Consider the following 15,567-nt stretch of genomic DNA (forward strand, 5'->3'; position numbering starts at 1 on the left):
CACGCTGCTCAACAAGCCCTGTTTTTCACTTTTCATCAAAAGAAATAACGGTCACGCCAGGTTGTGAATATTTGTCCATTTCAGTCAACGCTTTAGGCGCTTCTTGAAGTGAAATTATCTTTCCAATAAGGGCTTGGGGATTCAGCTTTTTTGTGGCGATCATGCCAAACATGGCCTCGTAACGATACGCCTGCATACCGTGACTACCTATTATTTCAAGCTCATGTGCAACGACCGTATCCATGGGAATAGGGGGCGTTGACTGTTCAGCTAACAGCAGACCAACTTGAACATGTTTACCACGCTTTCTTAAGCTATTTACCGAGTTAACACAGGTAATAGGATTTCCTAAGGCGTCAATTGACACGTGCGCACCGCCTAATGAAAGGCGCTTGATTGTCGCAGACACATCCTTTTCATTCTTAGCATTAATCATTACATCAGCGCCAAGCTTTTGCGCCAATGCTAGTGCGTCATCTGAAATATCAACGGCAATAACGTTTGCGCCAATACTCGATGCAATCATCACAGCAGATAGCCCAACGCCACCACAGCCGTGAACAGCGACCCATTGCCCTGCGCTCACCTTACCTTGGTCAACCACTGCGCGAAATGATGTAGCAAAACGGCAACCCAAACTAGCCGCAGTCACGTAGTCTATTTCTTCAGGGAGATGAACCAGATTAACGTCTCCAAAATCGATTTCTACATATTCTGCAAACGAGCCCCAGTGAGTAAAGCCCGGCTGTGTTTGGTTACCACACACCTGGTGATTACCCGAAGAGCATTCTGAACATCTTCCACACGCACTAATAAAAGGCACCGTAACTTTATCGCCCGCTTTGAATCGCTTTACATCGCTTCCAACAGACTCTACAACGCCAGCAAATTCATGACCCGGTACATGAGGTAAGTTTATTCCATCATCATGTCCCATCCAGCCATGCCAATCGCTGCGGCACACGCCTGTGGCTTTTACCCGTATCACTACCCCGTGAGATTTTGGCAGGGGCTTCTTTACGTCCTGAATATTTAATTTTCCACCAAACGATTCAAATACCACAGCTTTCATGATTACAGCCCTCCAAAATAAGACTAATAAGTGTTCACACCATTGTGACTAAGTCTAAAAGAGTACTCGCGAAATAACCTTGCTTTCTAATTAGCTTAGATAGCCCAAATTGAAAGAAGCTTTTAATTAATATTTAATTGAGGAAAGAATCCATCAAATAGGACATAAAGAAGAGCATGGATAATGTTGATAAGAAAATTTTAGCCTTACTTCAAAAGGACGGAAAATTGTCGAACGCCAAGCTGGCTGAAAAGCTCTATATGAGTGAAACACCCTGCTGGAGACGCGTAAGACGATTAGAGAATGAAGGATACATTGAGAGTTACCAAGCGAACTTGAACAAACGAAAGCTAGGGTATGGCGTGCTGGCGTTTGTACAGCTCACTTACACAGCCCATGACACAAAAACAACGAGTGACTTTATTGATATTATTCAACGCTGCGACAACGTTTTAAGCTGCCACAACATCACAGGTGGCGCTGATTTCTTACTACAAGTGGTGGCCAGAGACTTGGATGATTACGGCCACTTTGTAGATACAGTACTGCGAAAACTCCCCGGCATATCAGATATATCATCAAGTATTTCCCTTAAAGAGCTTAAATCAACAGTTCGACTGCCTTTAGATTGCTGAATAAACACCACAAAAAGTGCCATACTTAAATTTTGGTACATTTGTCTAATTTAACTCTGGAGTAATAAGTAGAAGTATAAAAACCGTCTACACTTTAAAAAAACAAAAATACAAATAGATAGGTATTTGCCGATGTGGTTAAGAAAATTCAGTTTAATTCAACGTTTGGGCATTATCGTTGCCCTAATTACGCTGTTATTTGTACTTCTTACTGCCGTTGTTTTAAACAGGCACTACGAAGCATTAAAGCAAAAGTCTTATGATGAAAATCAGCACCTGGTCGAGGTGGTTCATACCATGCTCAGTAGCTTCGCGGCGCGCACCGACGTAGACGAGGCAACCGCTAAGCAACAGGCGTTAGAGGCCGTCAAAGCGCTACGATACGACGGCAGCAATTACTTTTGGATCCAAGACCAAACGCCATCTATGGTTATGCACCCCATCAAGCCCGCCCTTGACGGTCAAGATTTACGAACCTTTAAAGACGGGAATGGCAAAGCCTTCTTTATAGAAACGGCGCAAAAAGTGAAATCGAAAGGTGAAGGTTTTGTCGATTATGTATGGCCGCTTCCCGGTGAAGAGTCACCTACCGACAAAATTTCCTACGTTAAAGAGTTCAAGCCGTGGGGATGGACAGTGGGCTCTGGTATCTACCTTACCAATCTTGAAAAAGAATTTGCTCATCTTCGCAATGTGATTGCGGTGTTTTGTCTGGTTAGCATAGTGCTAGTTGTGGTGCTTGTTTATGTTATTGGCGGCAGCATAGTGAAACCGGTTCAAGAAGTAAGTGAGCGAATGAAGGATATCTCACAAGGAGAAGGTGATCTCACCCGCTCGTTGCCTGAAACTGGCCAAGATGAAGTAACGCGTTTGGCACGCTACTTTAATGAATATACCGAAAAAATGCGCCATTCGCTGTTGGGGATCCGTGAGAATATTAATTCACTGACCCAGCAAGCAGAACTTGTAGAAACATCAAGTAAAAATAGTAACGCTCAGGCACAGACGCAAAATGAAAATATGCTTCAAGTTGCCGCTGCCATGGAAGAGATGACAACGCAGATAAATGAGGTTAGCAATAACGCAGATTCTGCAGAAAAGAGTACCAGCAGCGCGCGGGGTAACGTGCAAAACGGCGCCTCGGTTGTGGATAGTACCGTAAACGATATACGCTCTCTTACCTCTGATATTGAAAGCGTAAGTAGCGCTGTTACCGAACTTGCTGCGCAGACTGAAAGCATTGGTGCAGTGCTTGATGTAATTCGCGGCATTGCCGAACAAACTAACTTACTGGCGCTTAACGCTGCTATAGAAGCAGCGCGAGCTGGCGAGCAAGGACGAGGTTTCGCCGTCGTAGCTGATGAAGTGCGTACACTGGCAAGTCGAACCGGACAAAGTACCGATGAAATCCAAGCGATGATAGAAAAGCTGCAAAGTAATGCCAAAAGCGCAGTAGATGCAGTAAAAGTAAGCCAGTCAGCGTCAACCAAAACGGTAGACAACGCTATACAGGCGAATCAAAATCTACAAGAAGCTGATCGCTTAATGACTGAAATTGCAGATATGAGTAGCGAAATAGCGCGGGCTACCGAGCAGCAAGCGGAAGCCGCTACCGAAGCGAATATGCGCATCAATGCGCTTTCGGGTGCTGCTGATAGTAGCTTGAGAACGGCAGATGAATTAGCAGCTGCGAGCCAGGCGTTACGCGCAAGCTGTATAGCAATAATGGACATTGCGAACCGCTTTAAGCTTTAAAGCATTTCACATTTCAACGAGCCTGCTGCGCTTTGCTGCAAAGCATTGAGAAGCAGGCTCACTTTACTGCTGCTACCACTCCATAGCTCAGGGTAATTTTCTTTTAAAAAAAGTAAACTTTGCCGAATTTTGCTTCTCTTACGTCAAGTTGTTTAAAAGCTCACATGGTTTAATCAATACACCTACCTTCTGCGTATGGAAGAAAAGACCTGAGTGCATTACACTCAGAGGCACCATAAGTGGCGGTTAATCGATTACTTTTTATTGAGCGATATACTAGCCACCAAAGTAGTGACTTATGCGCAATAAAAGCCAGACGCGCAAAAAATCAAGGAGTTGAATATGAGCAGTGGTTCAAAGGGTAAGCCTATTTTATTATGGGTTGTCGGTTTTTTCGTGTTGCTATTTTTGGTGTATTTCCTGTTCGCCAATACCATCATCAAATCTATTCTTGAGTCCAAGCTGGGCGAATCCTATGGAGCAGAAGTGAATATCGACGAGTTCGACCACTCTCTTTTTCCAACAACTGTTACGCTGAAAGGTATTGCACTCACCAACCCCACAAAGCCTACTCACAACCAAGTTTTTGTAGGTGAAGCTCACGCAGACGTTGAGCTGAAGCCACTGTTAGATGATCAAGTTATCGTAAACAATCTTGATTTACTGAAAGTGCAGTTCGATACACAGCGCGAGTCTGAAGGTGAAGTGTATCGCGTTCCAGAACGTTCACTGTCATTTGACGAAATTAAAGCAAAAGCCAAAGAAGCCGTGCCTACGGTTGACGAACTTCTCGCCCGCAATCCACTAAAAACCACTGCTGCCATTGAAAATGCAAAGTCTGCCTACGAAACCTATGGAAAAGGTTTGAAAGACGACTATGAATCTTTACCTGATAAGTCGCGCATTGAGTACTACAAAACGCAGGTAGCCCAGCTAAAAGAAACGAACTACAAAGACCCTCAAGCCTTGGTACAGGCAAAGTCTTCTTTTGATAAGTTGAAAGAAGAAATGCAGGCAGACCGCGCGCTTATTAGCAATTTCACGGAAAAAGCGAGCGATGCCAAACAAGCCCTTAGTGAAAGTGTTGAAGCACTTAAGAAAGCGCCACAAGAAGATTACGCGTTGCTAAAAGGGGTAATTGCAGGTGACCAAGCGGCACTTTCTCAAGTCACTTACTTTGTGTTTGGCGACAAAGCGGCGGAATACACTGAGTACCTTATGGCAGCAATGCAAATTGTTATGCCGCTCATTCAAGGTGAAGAAAAAAGTGAAGCACCGACTGAAGTGCCGTCGATTTTGGTGAAAGAAGCCAATGTATCAGTGCTTTGGCAAAATGAATCTATCACCAGCAAATGGAACAACATTACAAACGTTCACGAAGTATTCGGTAACCCCACCACCTTTACTATTGAAGCAGCGGGCGAGTTACTAAAGTCGTTTACTTCCAGCGGTGAATTCTGGATTGACGGCAACGGGGTTGACGCTAGCCAAGTATGGCAGCTAGCCGGTGTGAATATGTCTAACATTTCATTTAGCGGTAATGAAACACTAAATGCGGTGCTTAAATCAGCGCTGATGAAAACCAATGGATCGATGAAAGTCACTGATAACATGCTTACCGGTACAGGCGAAGTTGACCTTCAGCAGCTCGTTATGGAAGCAACTGGCACCAGTGATATCACCAGTGCTATTGCGCAGGCACTGCAAACGTTAACCAGCCTAAACATGACGATGCTGCTAGACGGCACGCTTTCAGATCCTGGCTTTAACATTAAGTCTGATCTTGATAATAAGCTGGCTAAAGCGGCGCTTTCACAGCTTACTGCCAGCCAAAAAGACAAGCTGGATGAATTAAACAACAAACTCAACAGCATGATAAGTAACGAACAATCATTGCTATCAGGCGAGCTTGTTGACGTAAACAGTATGCTTAGCGCAGCCCAAGGCGACAGTGCCGCCCTTCAGGAGCTGCTTCAAGCTCAACTTAACAACGTTGTTGAGCAGCAAAAAAGTAAGCTGTTTGATAAATTGAAGGGAAAATTGGGCCAAGGTGAATAATGCGCCTTTGACTCGACGCTGCTTCGCGGCATAATAAGACACAGCAGAGGCGAAGAGCCTCTGCTTTTTTTCCGCTTAACCACATTGTCAGGTGAATCTGTGTTGCAAGGTAAATGGCTTCCCATTGTATTGATAGTACTGCTTGGTCTATTGCAATACAGGCTATGGTTTGGAAAAAATAGTATTCCCGATTACTTCAACCGAAAACAAGAAGTTCACTCTCAAGCCCTTCAAAATGCCAACCTCGCTCAGCGCAATGCCCTACTTAAAGCTGATATTAGCGATTTAAAAATTGGTCTAGAAGCCATTGAAGAAAGAGCCCGAAATGAACTCGGTCTGATTAAAAAGGGAGAAACCTTCTACCGTATTTTGCCCGCAGATTCTAAGTGAAGAAAATGACATCGCCCCGCGTTGTTGCGGTTATCCCCGCAGCCGGAGTTGGCAGCCGAATGCAGGCTGACCGCCCAAAGCAATACCTCACCTTAAATGGTAAAACCATTCTTGAACACACGATTGACGCGCTGCTACAGCATCCGTTAATCGACGACGTGATCGTAGCGATAAGCCCAGGTGACGCGTATTTTGATCAATATCGGTTACGTGAAAAACCCATTCGCGTTGTAGATGGCGGAAAGGAACGCGCTGATAGTGTATTGAACGGGCTTATGTCACTTGGCGAGAACGATTGGGCACTGGTTCACGATGCCGCGAGGCCTTGTATAGAAGAAAGCGATATTTCCGCGCTGCTCGAATTAATGAACAGTGATAACGTTTCTGGCGGTATTCTAGCTACCCCTGTTCGTGACACCATGAAGCGGGTCAAACCTTCAACAAATGTTATTTCTCACACTGAAGACCGAGACGGTCTTTGGCACGCTTTAACGCCGCAACTTTTTCCAGCAACATTGCTAAAACGCGCGCTTCAAAATGGTTTATCACAGGGCGCGAATATCACAGACGAAGCCTCTGCCATGGAGCTTGAAGGCTACAAAGTTGCCATGGTAAGCGGAAGTCCGGCAAATATAAAAATAACGCATCCGGCCGATCTTCCTTTGGCAGAATTTTATCTTAAGCAAAAATTAAGCGCGCAAGGCCAGAACGCTCAAAACTACAGAGTTCAAAGCCACAGCGCAAAAAATCAAAAGGCACAATCATAATGCGAATTGGACACGGATTTGATGTACACAAGTTTGGCGGTGAAGGCCCCATCACAATAGGTGGCGTCAGTATCGACTATGAGCAAGGACTGTTAGCTCACTCAGATGGCGATGTATTACTACACGCACTGTGTGATGCAATGCTAGGTGCAGCAGCACTCGGTGATATTGGCAAGCACTTCCCTGACACAGACGACGCATACGCGGGTGCAGACAGCCGCGTGCTGCTGCGTCACGTTGTCAATGTAGTAAGGGAGAAAGGTTACCGCTTAAGTAATGCAGATATGACCATTGTGGCGCAAGCACCTAAGATGGCGCCGCATATTACTGCTATGCGTGAGATTATTGCCCAAGACTGCAACGTATCGCTTGACGACATCAACGTAAAAGCAACGACCACTGAAAAGCTAGGCTATACAGGCCGTAAAGAAGGCATTGCCTCTCACGCCGTTGTTCTACTGGAAAAATTATGAAGCCTTTACACACTGACCACTGGCAGTACTATTTCGCAAAACCTGTATCCACCGGTATTTTTAAATTCCAAGCCGACGATTTTCAAGTTGTAGAGGATTTGGGTTATACCCCTTGTGGTGAAGGCGAGCACCAGTTTGTATTTATTGAAAAAACCAACACCAATACCGCGTTTGTCGCTGAGCAGCTAGCCCGTTTCGTTAACCTTCCATTACGCCAAATTACCTATGCTGGTCGCAAAGACAAATACGCGGTAACGCAACAGTGGTTTGGTATTCACGCGCCGGGTAAGCCTGACTTCGACTTCAGCAACTTTGAACTGGAAGGCGTTAAAGTGCTTAAGCAAATGCGTCACAATAAAAAGTTGCGAACGGGTCAGCTTAAAGGCAATCACTTTACGATTACCTTGCGCCAGGTACTGCATCCTGAGGCCATTGAAGAGCGTCTTCAAGAAATTGAAAAGCACGGTGTGCCGAACTATTACGGCGAACAACGCTTTGGCGTAATGCGCTTAAATGACATGGGTGAAGTGCAACGCGGTGGAAACTTGGTAATGGCCGAGCGAATGGTAAACGGTGAAACCATCAGACACCGCAACAAACGTTCCATGGCGCTTTCTGCACTGCGCAGCTGGCTATTTAATGAAATGCTTTCTGCACGCTTAGAAAAAGGCATGTTCGACAAGGTCACTCACGGCGACGCACTGGTGCTTTCAGGTTCTAATAGCTTTTTCATCAACGAAGGTTCCGACGACTCTGAGCAGCAGCAAGACGCACAACGTCGTTTTAATGCCAAAGACGTATGCCCTTCAGCACCGCTGTGGGGTAAAGGTGAACTTGTTACGCAAGCTGACACACTAGCACTTGAGCAATCTGTTGCAGAGCAAAATAGTGAAGTTATCGACTTTTTAAGCCAGTGCGGGTTCGAACAAGAGCGTCGTGCGATAAAAATTTGGCCTTCACAGCTTGAATGGCAGAGTAAGGGTGATACATTTACTATCTCGTTTGCGCTTCCAAGTGGCTGCTTTGCAACCTCAGTCCTTAGAGAGTGCGTGGAAACCTTGTCCCCAATTAACAGGGTGTAAAGAGTATTGAGAAAGCGTGGCGCGCAACAGACTAAACCTCGCGTGGCTGTGGATAAGAATAAAGGAAAGTACGCAACATCATGAGAGCTTCTAGAAAAGGAGACGCGTTAGCACAACTGCTTTATAACGAGGGAATACGTTCGCAAGCAGTATTGAACGCCATTGCTGGTACGCCGCGGGAAAGCTTTTTACCCGACGCGCTGAAACATAAGGCCTATCAAAATACGGCATTGCCAATAGGTCAAGGCCAAACCATTTCGCAGCCTTATATTGTTGCGAAAATGACAGAGTTGCTGCTAGATAGCCCTAATAAACCCGAGAAAGTCTTAGAAATAGGCACGGGTTCAGGTTATCAGACCGCTATTCTTGCGCAGCTTTTTGCCAAAGTATTCAGTGTTGAACGTATTAAATCATTGCAGTTCCAAGCGAAACGTCGAATGAATCAGCTCGACCTTCACAATATTGCAATGAAACACGGCGATGGTTGGAAAGGTTGGGCATCCAAGGGCCCTTACGATGCCATTATTGTCACCGCCGCCGCTGCAAGTCTTCCACAGGATCTGTGCGATCAGCTTAAAGAAGGCGGGCGGTTGATTATTCCCGTAGGTAACGAGCAACAATCGTTACTGTGTATTGATAGGATTGAAGGTGAACTAAAAACATCGACCATTGAATCGGTCCGATTTGTTCCCCTTGTAGCAGGAGAGCTAATGTGAAGCTTTTTGAGCCATGTTATGACATGGCGTTACGCTGGGCGAGACATCGTCACGCAACCAAATATTTGGGCGGGTTAAGCTTCTCAGAGTCGGTTTTCTTCCCTATTCCACCTGATGTTATGCTTGCGCCGATGGCACTGTCCCAGCCTGCTAGAGCATGGCAGTTCGCTTTTATTACGACCATCGCGTCGATTTTGGGCGGTATAGCTGGCTATTGGCTTGGTTACTTTGCTTTCGATGCTTGGCTGGCTCCGCTTATCGAGAGCTGGGGGTATACCCACAAAATAGACACGGCAATGCAGTGGTTTAAAGACTACGGCGTATGGGTAGTTTTTCTTGCTGGTTTCTCACCTATCCCTTATAAAATTTTCACTGTGAGTGCTGGCTTCTTGCAAATGGCCTTCTTGCCATTTGTACTGGCATCAGCTGTTGGTCGAGGCGCACGCTTCTTTTTGGTCGCAGCACTCATGCGCTGGGGGGGCGCAGCCATGGAGCAAAAGCTAAGGCAGTATGTAGAAGTGCTTGGATGGGGAGTAGTCATCCTCGCAATATTCGCTTATTTACTATTGCGATGACATGCGTAGGCCCCACCTTCACATAGGAATTTTGTTATATATTTGTGTACTCATCGGGGGCTGTGCAGGAAGAAGTGCACCCGCTCCCGTGGTTTTATTAAATAGCCAAGTTTCAGATGGAAGCGAAGAATACACAAAAAAAACCTATAAAGTTCAACGGGGAGACACCCTCTATGCGGTGGCATGGTACACGGGAAATGACTATCGCGACTTAGCAAAATACAACCAATTATCAGCTCCTTACACCATTTTCCCTGGTCAAGTTTTAAACGTCACGCCACCTTCGAATGTGGCTACAGCCCCCGTTATACCTAAGTCCAAGACCAATCAGTCAACAGCTCCGACCACATCAAATGTAGACAAAAGTTTGGTTGACCGCCCACAACCACAGGCGTATCGTGAAAGTGAAAAAGTTGTTAAGCCACAAAATGTTACAACTGTCAAGAAGCCGTCACAAAGCGTCAAAAAACAAACACCGACGAGTTTTCCAGACAAAGTACAAGAGTGGGTGTGGCCTGCAGAAGGTAAGGTAGTTGGAACCTTCAGTAAGTCAGAGTCAGGCAACAAAGGTATTGATATCGCTGGTGCTAAAGGCAGTAAAGTCGTAGCGGCAGCAGATGGAAAAGTTGTTTACTCAGGTAGCGCACTAAGAGGTTACGGTAATCTGGTTATCATTAAGCATACAGATACCTTTCTAAGTGCCTATGCCTACAACGACACTATTTTAGTCAAAGAACGAGAATGGGTGTCGGCAGGGCAGCAAATTGCAACCATGGGTGACAGCGGAACAAATTCGGTAAAACTTCACTTTGAAGTTAGGTATAGAGGGAAATCATTAGACCCTATGAAATACCTGCCAGCATTAAAATAATAAAAATAAATAACAATAAAAAAAGACAAAGGAGAAACGTCATAAGGTAAACCTTGTAGCAGGAGATTCATGATGGGTAAGTCAAATAAAGCCTTAGAATCAAAACCGCAAGATGACTTAGAAGTCATCGATATGCCAGCTGATATGAAAGCTGACGAAACCTTAGTTAACGACGCTGAACTAGAAAATGACGACGCCATTTTCAGTCAGGATGACCAACCTAAAAACCTGGATGCCACACAGCTTTATCTAGGAGAGATTGGTTTTTCACCACTGCTAACCGCAGAAGAAGAAGTTTATTTTGCGCGCCGCTCACTGAAAGGCTGCGAAGCCTCTCGTAAACGTATGATTGTAAGCAACCTTCGCCTTGTTGTTAAGATTGCTCGCCGTTATAACAACCGTGGGTTGGCACTTCTAGATTTAATCGAAGAAGGCAATTTAGGACTAATTCGTGCCGTAGAGAAGTTTGATCCTGAACGTGGATTCCGCTTTTCAACATACGCCACATGGTGGATACGCCAAACCATCGAACGCGCTATCATGAACCAAACGCGCACCATTCGTTTGCCTATTCATGTAGTGAAAGAACTAAACGTTTATTTACGTGCTTCTCGTGAACTTTCACAAAAGCTTGATCATGAGCCAACTGCAGAAGAAATTGCACTAGCGCTTGATAAGCCTGTGGAAGATGTCACTAAGATGTTGCGTTTAAACGAGCGCATTACCTCTGTCGATACACCTATTGGTGGAGAAAATGATAAAGCACTCCTCGACATTATTGCTGACGAGAAAGAGTTTAGCCCTGAAGAGAGCTTACAAGACTCAGATATCAAAAGTAATATTGTAACCTGGCTTGAAGAACTAAACCCTAAGCAACGCGAAGTACTTGCTCGTCGTTTCGGTCTTATGGGATATGAACCTTCAACACTTGAGGATGTGGGTGCCGAAATTGGCTTAACACGTGAACGTGTTCGTCAAATTCAAGTAGAAGCACTTCGCCGTCTTCGCGATATGTTGGGTCATCAGGGTCTTTCATTAGAGAACCTGTTCGACCAAATGAAGTAGCATCTGCGCGCAACGCAAAAATAAAAATGCCAGTGTTGTGAAGCTCTCAATTTTTGAGTTTCACAACACTGGCATTTTTTTATTTTAAATTGAACCTAGTTCCAATCTCTCCGTTAGTTTCGAACGAGAGTGACGAATGTGTAAGGGTGAGGATTTTTCTCATCGGCGTCATGTTCATCACGTGATACTTCCGTCCAACTTGCTGCCGCCTCATAGTCTGGGAACTGTGTATCTCCGTCAACAGTCAAATCAATATGTGTGAGATACAAAGTGTCAGCGCTATCTAAGAACGTTTGGTAAATAGTACCGCCACCGATAATCATTATTTCATCGTTGTCGCTGTTCTCTGCGCTTAGCGCTTTGGCTACCTCAATCGCTGACTCTGGTGAATCTACTACCGTCGCGTCAGATAAGCTGTAGTCAGCATTACTCGTTATAACAATGTTTGGCCTGCCAGGTAATGCCCTTCCGATTGACTCATAGGTTTTGCGGCCCATTATGACGGCTTTGCCTAAGGTGATCGCTTTAAAGTGTTTTAAATCAGCCGGTAAGTGCCACGGCATATCATTATCTGCGCCTATAATTCTGTTTTTCGCCATAGCAGCAATCATCGCTATCTTCATTTCATTACCTATAAAGCCGTTTTTATTGTTGAACCGCGGCAGTATATCAACATCAGCGACCAAATGTGTATTGGCTCAAAGGGTATAGCTTTAACACCCAACAAATAGAAACAGTTATCATTTGCATTATTATTTTAACTGTTCTAGTGTGTATACAGGAGGTCGCGACAATGCAAATAAACTATCTATGCCCTAAACACGCAGATTGGGTTTACAACAACCCAGAACAGGCCCTACACGTAATGGCGCGCGATGAAATGCAAGGCACAATGCTTATGCAAAGCGGTCAGTTCAGTGAAGCAATTCCATACCTTGGCTGTGCGTTTGATATCGCCGTTATTCTGCTTGAGGTAGACGGCGGTGAGAACAGCGCAATGACAGCTAAGATTATGGGCTTAACAAGCTTGCTTGAAGAGACATACTTTCATCTGAAACTGCCTCACCACCGAAACGCCATTGTCGACAGAGCTCATACTGTCATCAGCGCCTCGAACAACATCGTGAACAGCAATGTACCACTGCGCTTCGCCGTGTAGTTGCACCGATACTTATGCGCCTAACTACTTCACCTTACTTTTACTAACGCTTTAGGAGAATTCATGAAAGTTAACCTTAAACGCTCAGCTCTAATGCTATACGCCGCTGTATTTAGTTCAGGCGCATTCGCTCATGCAGGACACGATCATGAACACTGGACTAGCGGTGTTATGCATGCTCTGTTTTACGCGTCGCTTGTAGGCTGTGCAGCTGCGTGTGGCTTTGCGGCTTACAAATACTTCAACGCTAAAAAGCGCTCAGCAAAGTAAGGGGGTACAAATTATGATTCATCAATTACTATCAAAACTTCATGCCGTTAGCCCCTTCCCTGCGGTTAGCGCACATTGCGACATTCCTTGCAAAATTTACGATCCGTTTTCGGCGCAGTTGGCTGCGTTGAGTGTTATTCGCTTCGTAGACCTACTTAACGAACTGGCCGAAAAAGAGACACTTACGTTCGCAGATCAAGCGCAAATGAGCCGCCTAGTAGCAGAAAAGGAAACCCATGCAGAGAAAGTAAAGCAAGAAGTCAGGGTAATATGGGGCGATTACTTTAAAGCCCCTCAGTTTGAGAAGTTTCCAGACACTAACGAGCTTGTACATAAAATCATGCTGGCCGGTTCTGGGTGTAAGCAACACGTCAGCAGAGAAAAAGCTGAAGAGCTGCTTTCGTTAGTGAATGAATTTGCCGAGCGTTTCTGGGCAACCAAAGATGTCGCAACCAAAAAAGCAACGTGCCCCTATCCACCTTCTGAAGAAGTGGTTTATCCCGACCTCTAAATGTTTAAAATTATGCGGGTTACGGGGAGCAGCATGTTGCCTTCTCTAAACGACGGTGATTTTGTCTGTGCAATGAGATGGCCTTTTAGGTGGCTGCGTAGCGGGCAAATCGTGGTTGTTAAAAGCAGCACTTACGGCGTAATTATCAAAAGGGTAGACCATGTTAACACCGACGGAACGTTTACCTTAACGGGCGATAACAAGGCCCACTCTGTAAGCCAAGAGGCCATGGGTAAGTTTACTCGCGCTCAATTGCTGGGAAAGGTTATCTATCATACCAATGAGTAAGCCAGCACGATGAGGGTGCATTAGCCTAACCGCGTTACTTACAAAAAAGCTCGCACGTTGTCTTTGCAACGATGCGAGCTTTTTGTTGTTCTAATTTGCTTTAGAGCACTGGTTATCAGTAATTGTTTCGCAATTGACTGTCACTCAGCGATTGTTTCTCAACGACTGTTTCTCAGCGACTGTTTCTCAGCGACGATACTCAACTTCCACGTCGTAATCGTCTTCGTCCCAGTCGTCGTCATCTAGGTCATCTTCAAACTCATCATGAGCTTCAAGTGTATTCTTGTGGTAAGTGTCCCACTTGAATTCTACTTCTTTCTTCTCTTCTTCCTCTTCCAGTTCAGCTGGAAGAGTTTCAATGAAGTCCATAATGTCGTTACACAAAGGATCTAGGTTCATCTTTTGGAACGCAGAGATTTGATAAACTGGGCCTTCCCAACCCAACGCATCGATCACGTGCTGACAGCGTTCTTCAGCTTCTTCTTCAAGTAGTAAATCGACTTTATTAAATACTAACCAACGAGGCTTTTCTGCCAATTTAGGGCTGTATTTTTCAAGCTCTTCAATGATCGCTTTTGCGTGCTCGGCAGGATCGGTTTCATCAACAGGGAAAATATCTACCACGTGAAGCAAGATACGACAGCGCTCTAAGTGTTTTAAGAAGCGTATACCTAGGCCAGCACCATCGGCAGCACCTTCTATCAAACCAGGAATATCCGCAACAACGAAGCTTCGCTGTGAATCTTGACGAACCACCCCTAAGTTAGGCACAAGGGTTGTAAACGGATAATCAGCCACTTTAGGCTTAGCTGCTGATACAGAGCGGATAAAGGTTGATTTACCTGCGTTAGGCATACCAAGTAAGCCAACATCGGCTAGAAGCATAAGCTCTAGCTTAAGGTTACGAATTTCACCTGGTGTACCATTGGTCTTTTGACGTGGGGCACGGTTCGTACTGCTTTTAAAGCGGGCATTGCCTAAACCGTGAAAACCACCTTGTGCCACTTTAAGCTTTTGACCATGACGAGTCAGGTCACCTAATACTTCGCCAGTATCACTATCAGTAGCACGCGTGCCAACAGGCACCATTACGGTGAGGTCTTTACCTTTCTTACCGATACAGTTGCCGCCTTGACCATTTTGGCCACGCTCAGCACGGTGAAAGCGCTCAAAGCGATAATCGATCAATGTATTTAGGTTTTCATCGGCCTGTAAAAATACACTGCCGCCGTCACCACCGTCGCCACCGTCTGGGCCACCTTTAGGTACGTATTTTTCCCTTCTAAAGCCAATTGTACCGTTGCCGCCGTCACCGGCTTCAACGCGAATTTCAGCTTCATCTACAAATTTCATTTATCACTCCGGGCTGTAATGCCGTGGGTTATTAACTTATTTAATGCGAATACTAAGTTTACACCAAATTGCGCATCGGCGCTTTTGAGTCTACTCAGCATTCTAAAAAATTGAGAAGTAAAACCTTGCTCAGCGCTAATTCATTTTCAGAATATAATTGCTATTAATTAAGAACAGAAAAAGAAAGAAAGGTTTCACAAAACAAAAAACCCCGCAAGCGCGGGGTTTTTCTAAGCCTGTTCGGCGAGAAGCTTACGCGCTTACTCAGCTACGATGCTTACAAATTTACGGTTCTTCGGTCCTTTAACGTCGAACTGAACTTTACCGTCTTTTAGTGCAAACAACGTGTGGTCTTTACCGATACCCATGTTGTCACCAGCGTGGAAACGAGTACCACGTTGACGAACAATGATGTTACCAGCAAGAACAGATTCACCACCAAAGCGTTTAACACCTAGGCGTTTACTTTCTGAATCACGACCGTTTTTGGTACTACCACCAGCTTTTTTGTGTGCCATGTGTTCGTG

Annotated in this window: 19 protein-coding genes; 15 read left to right on the plus strand and 4 right to left on the minus strand. The window is 45.2% G+C overall.

The window, feature by feature from the left end:
- Window positions 1–25 precede the first annotated feature (25 nt).
- Window positions 26–1,072, minus strand: a complete 1,047-nt coding sequence (locus MHN00_RS03135; RefSeq protein WP_239300241.1) for a zinc-dependent alcohol dehydrogenase family protein — start codon at window positions 1,070–1,072, stop codon at window positions 26–28.
- 176 nt (window positions 1,073–1,248) lie between these two features.
- On the opposite strand from MHN00_RS03135, the gene MHN00_RS03140 reads away from it, so the two are divergent.
- The 11 genes from MHN00_RS03140 to rpoS all read left to right on the plus strand — a co-directional run bounded on the left by MHN00_RS03140 (window position 1,249) and on the right by rpoS (window position 11,459).
- Window positions 1,249–1,707 (plus strand): Lrp/AsnC family transcriptional regulator, encoded by a 459-nt coding sequence (locus tag MHN00_RS03140; protein WP_239300243.1) that lies wholly within the window; start codon window positions 1,249–1,251, stop codon window positions 1,705–1,707.
- Between the two features lie 132 nt (window positions 1,708–1,839).
- On the plus strand, window positions 1,840–3,462 hold the full coding sequence (locus MHN00_RS03145; protein ID WP_239300245.1) for a methyl-accepting chemotaxis protein: 1,623 nt from the start codon (window positions 1,840–1,842) through the stop codon (window positions 3,460–3,462).
- Between the two features lie 342 nt (window positions 3,463–3,804).
- Window positions 3,805–5,520 (plus strand): TIGR03545 family protein, encoded by a 1,716-nt coding sequence (locus MHN00_RS03150; protein ID WP_039224435.1) that lies wholly within the window; start codon window positions 3,805–3,807, stop codon window positions 5,518–5,520.
- Window positions 5,521–5,619: 99 nt separating this feature from the next.
- On the plus strand, window positions 5,620–5,910 hold the full coding sequence (gene ftsB / locus MHN00_RS03155) for a cell division protein FtsB (RefSeq protein ID WP_014948164.1): 291 nt from the start codon (window positions 5,620–5,622) through the stop codon (window positions 5,908–5,910).
- Between the two features lie 5 nt (window positions 5,911–5,915).
- Window positions 5,916–6,677, plus strand: coding sequence for a 2-C-methyl-D-erythritol 4-phosphate cytidylyltransferase (gene ispD, locus MHN00_RS03160; protein ID WP_110288548.1), 762 nt, complete (start codon window positions 5,916–5,918; stop codon window positions 6,675–6,677).
- Complete coding sequence (ispF, locus tag MHN00_RS03165) at window positions 6,677–7,150, plus strand: 2-C-methyl-D-erythritol 2,4-cyclodiphosphate synthase (RefSeq protein WP_014948162.1); 474 nt, start codon at window positions 6,677–6,679, stop codon at window positions 7,148–7,150. The genes ispD and ispF overlap by 1 nt, the downstream gene beginning before the upstream one ends.
- Window positions 7,147–8,232 (plus strand): tRNA pseudouridine(13) synthase TruD, encoded by a 1,086-nt coding sequence (gene truD / locus MHN00_RS03170; protein ID WP_039224431.1) that lies wholly within the window; start codon window positions 7,147–7,149, stop codon window positions 8,230–8,232. Before ispF ends, truD begins: the two co-directional genes overlap by 4 nt.
- A gap of 80 nt (window positions 8,233–8,312) precedes the next feature.
- On the plus strand, window positions 8,313–8,948 hold the full coding sequence (locus MHN00_RS03175) for a protein-L-isoaspartate(D-aspartate) O-methyltransferase (protein WP_014948160.1): 636 nt from the start codon (window positions 8,313–8,315) through the stop codon (window positions 8,946–8,948).
- Window positions 8,945–9,523: a YqaA family protein gene (locus tag MHN00_RS03180; RefSeq protein ID WP_014948159.1), complete on the plus strand. Its 579-nt coding sequence runs from the start codon at window positions 8,945–8,947 to the stop codon at window positions 9,521–9,523. The genes MHN00_RS03175 and MHN00_RS03180 overlap by 4 nt, the downstream gene beginning before the upstream one ends.
- 1 nt (window position 9,524) lies before the next feature.
- Window positions 9,525–10,394 (plus strand): peptidoglycan DD-metalloendopeptidase family protein, encoded by an 870-nt coding sequence (locus tag MHN00_RS03185; protein WP_039224429.1) that lies wholly within the window; start codon window positions 9,525–9,527, stop codon window positions 10,392–10,394.
- A gap of 72 nt (window positions 10,395–10,466) precedes the next feature.
- Entirely contained in the window at window positions 10,467–11,459 is a 993-nt protein-coding gene (rpoS, locus tag MHN00_RS03190) for an RNA polymerase sigma factor RpoS (RefSeq protein ID WP_014978235.1), read from the plus strand.
- A 113-nt stretch (window positions 11,460–11,572) separates the two neighbouring features.
- Here rpoS and folA read toward each other — a convergent pair whose 3' ends face one another.
- The gene (gene folA / locus MHN00_RS03195; protein ID WP_039231980.1) at window positions 11,573–12,070 is read right to left on the minus strand and encodes a type 3 dihydrofolate reductase; all 498 of its coding nucleotides are present in this window, start codon (window positions 12,068–12,070) and stop codon (window positions 11,573–11,575) included.
- A 182-nt stretch (window positions 12,071–12,252) separates the two neighbouring features.
- On the opposite strand from folA, the gene MHN00_RS03200 reads away from it, so the two are divergent.
- The 4 genes from MHN00_RS03200 (at window position 12,253) to MHN00_RS03215 (ending at window position 13,687) form a co-directional block, all read left to right on the plus strand.
- Complete coding sequence (locus MHN00_RS03200) at window positions 12,253–12,618, plus strand: hypothetical protein (RefSeq protein WP_039224426.1); 366 nt, start codon at window positions 12,253–12,255, stop codon at window positions 12,616–12,618.
- Between the two features lie 63 nt (window positions 12,619–12,681).
- Complete coding sequence (locus MHN00_RS03205; protein ID WP_014978232.1) at window positions 12,682–12,888, plus strand: hypothetical protein; 207 nt, start codon at window positions 12,682–12,684, stop codon at window positions 12,886–12,888.
- A 13-nt stretch (window positions 12,889–12,901) separates the two neighbouring features.
- Complete coding sequence (gene sodN / locus MHN00_RS03210; protein WP_014948153.1) at window positions 12,902–13,399, plus strand: superoxide dismutase, Ni; 498 nt, start codon at window positions 12,902–12,904, stop codon at window positions 13,397–13,399.
- Between the two features lie 12 nt (window positions 13,400–13,411).
- Entirely contained in the window at window positions 13,412–13,687 is a 276-nt protein-coding gene (locus MHN00_RS03215) for a S24/S26 family peptidase (RefSeq protein ID WP_275444158.1), read from the plus strand.
- Between the two features lie 186 nt (window positions 13,688–13,873).
- Here MHN00_RS03215 and cgtA read toward each other — a convergent pair whose 3' ends face one another.
- Window positions 13,874–15,040, minus strand: coding sequence for an Obg family GTPase CgtA (gene cgtA, locus MHN00_RS03220; RefSeq protein ID WP_014948151.1), 1,167 nt, complete (start codon window positions 15,038–15,040; stop codon window positions 13,874–13,876).
- A 260-nt stretch (window positions 15,041–15,300) separates the two neighbouring features.
- Window positions 15,301–15,558 (minus strand): 50S ribosomal protein L27, encoded by a 258-nt coding sequence (rpmA, locus tag MHN00_RS03225; protein WP_012517170.1) that lies wholly within the window; start codon window positions 15,556–15,558, stop codon window positions 15,301–15,303.
- Between the last annotated feature and the right edge of the window lie 9 nt (window positions 15,559–15,567).

This window comes from Alteromonas sp. Cnat2-8 (assembly GCF_022348355.1).
GTDB classification, from domain to species: domain Bacteria; phylum Pseudomonadota; class Gammaproteobacteria; order Enterobacterales; family Alteromonadaceae; genus Alteromonas; species Alteromonas macleodii.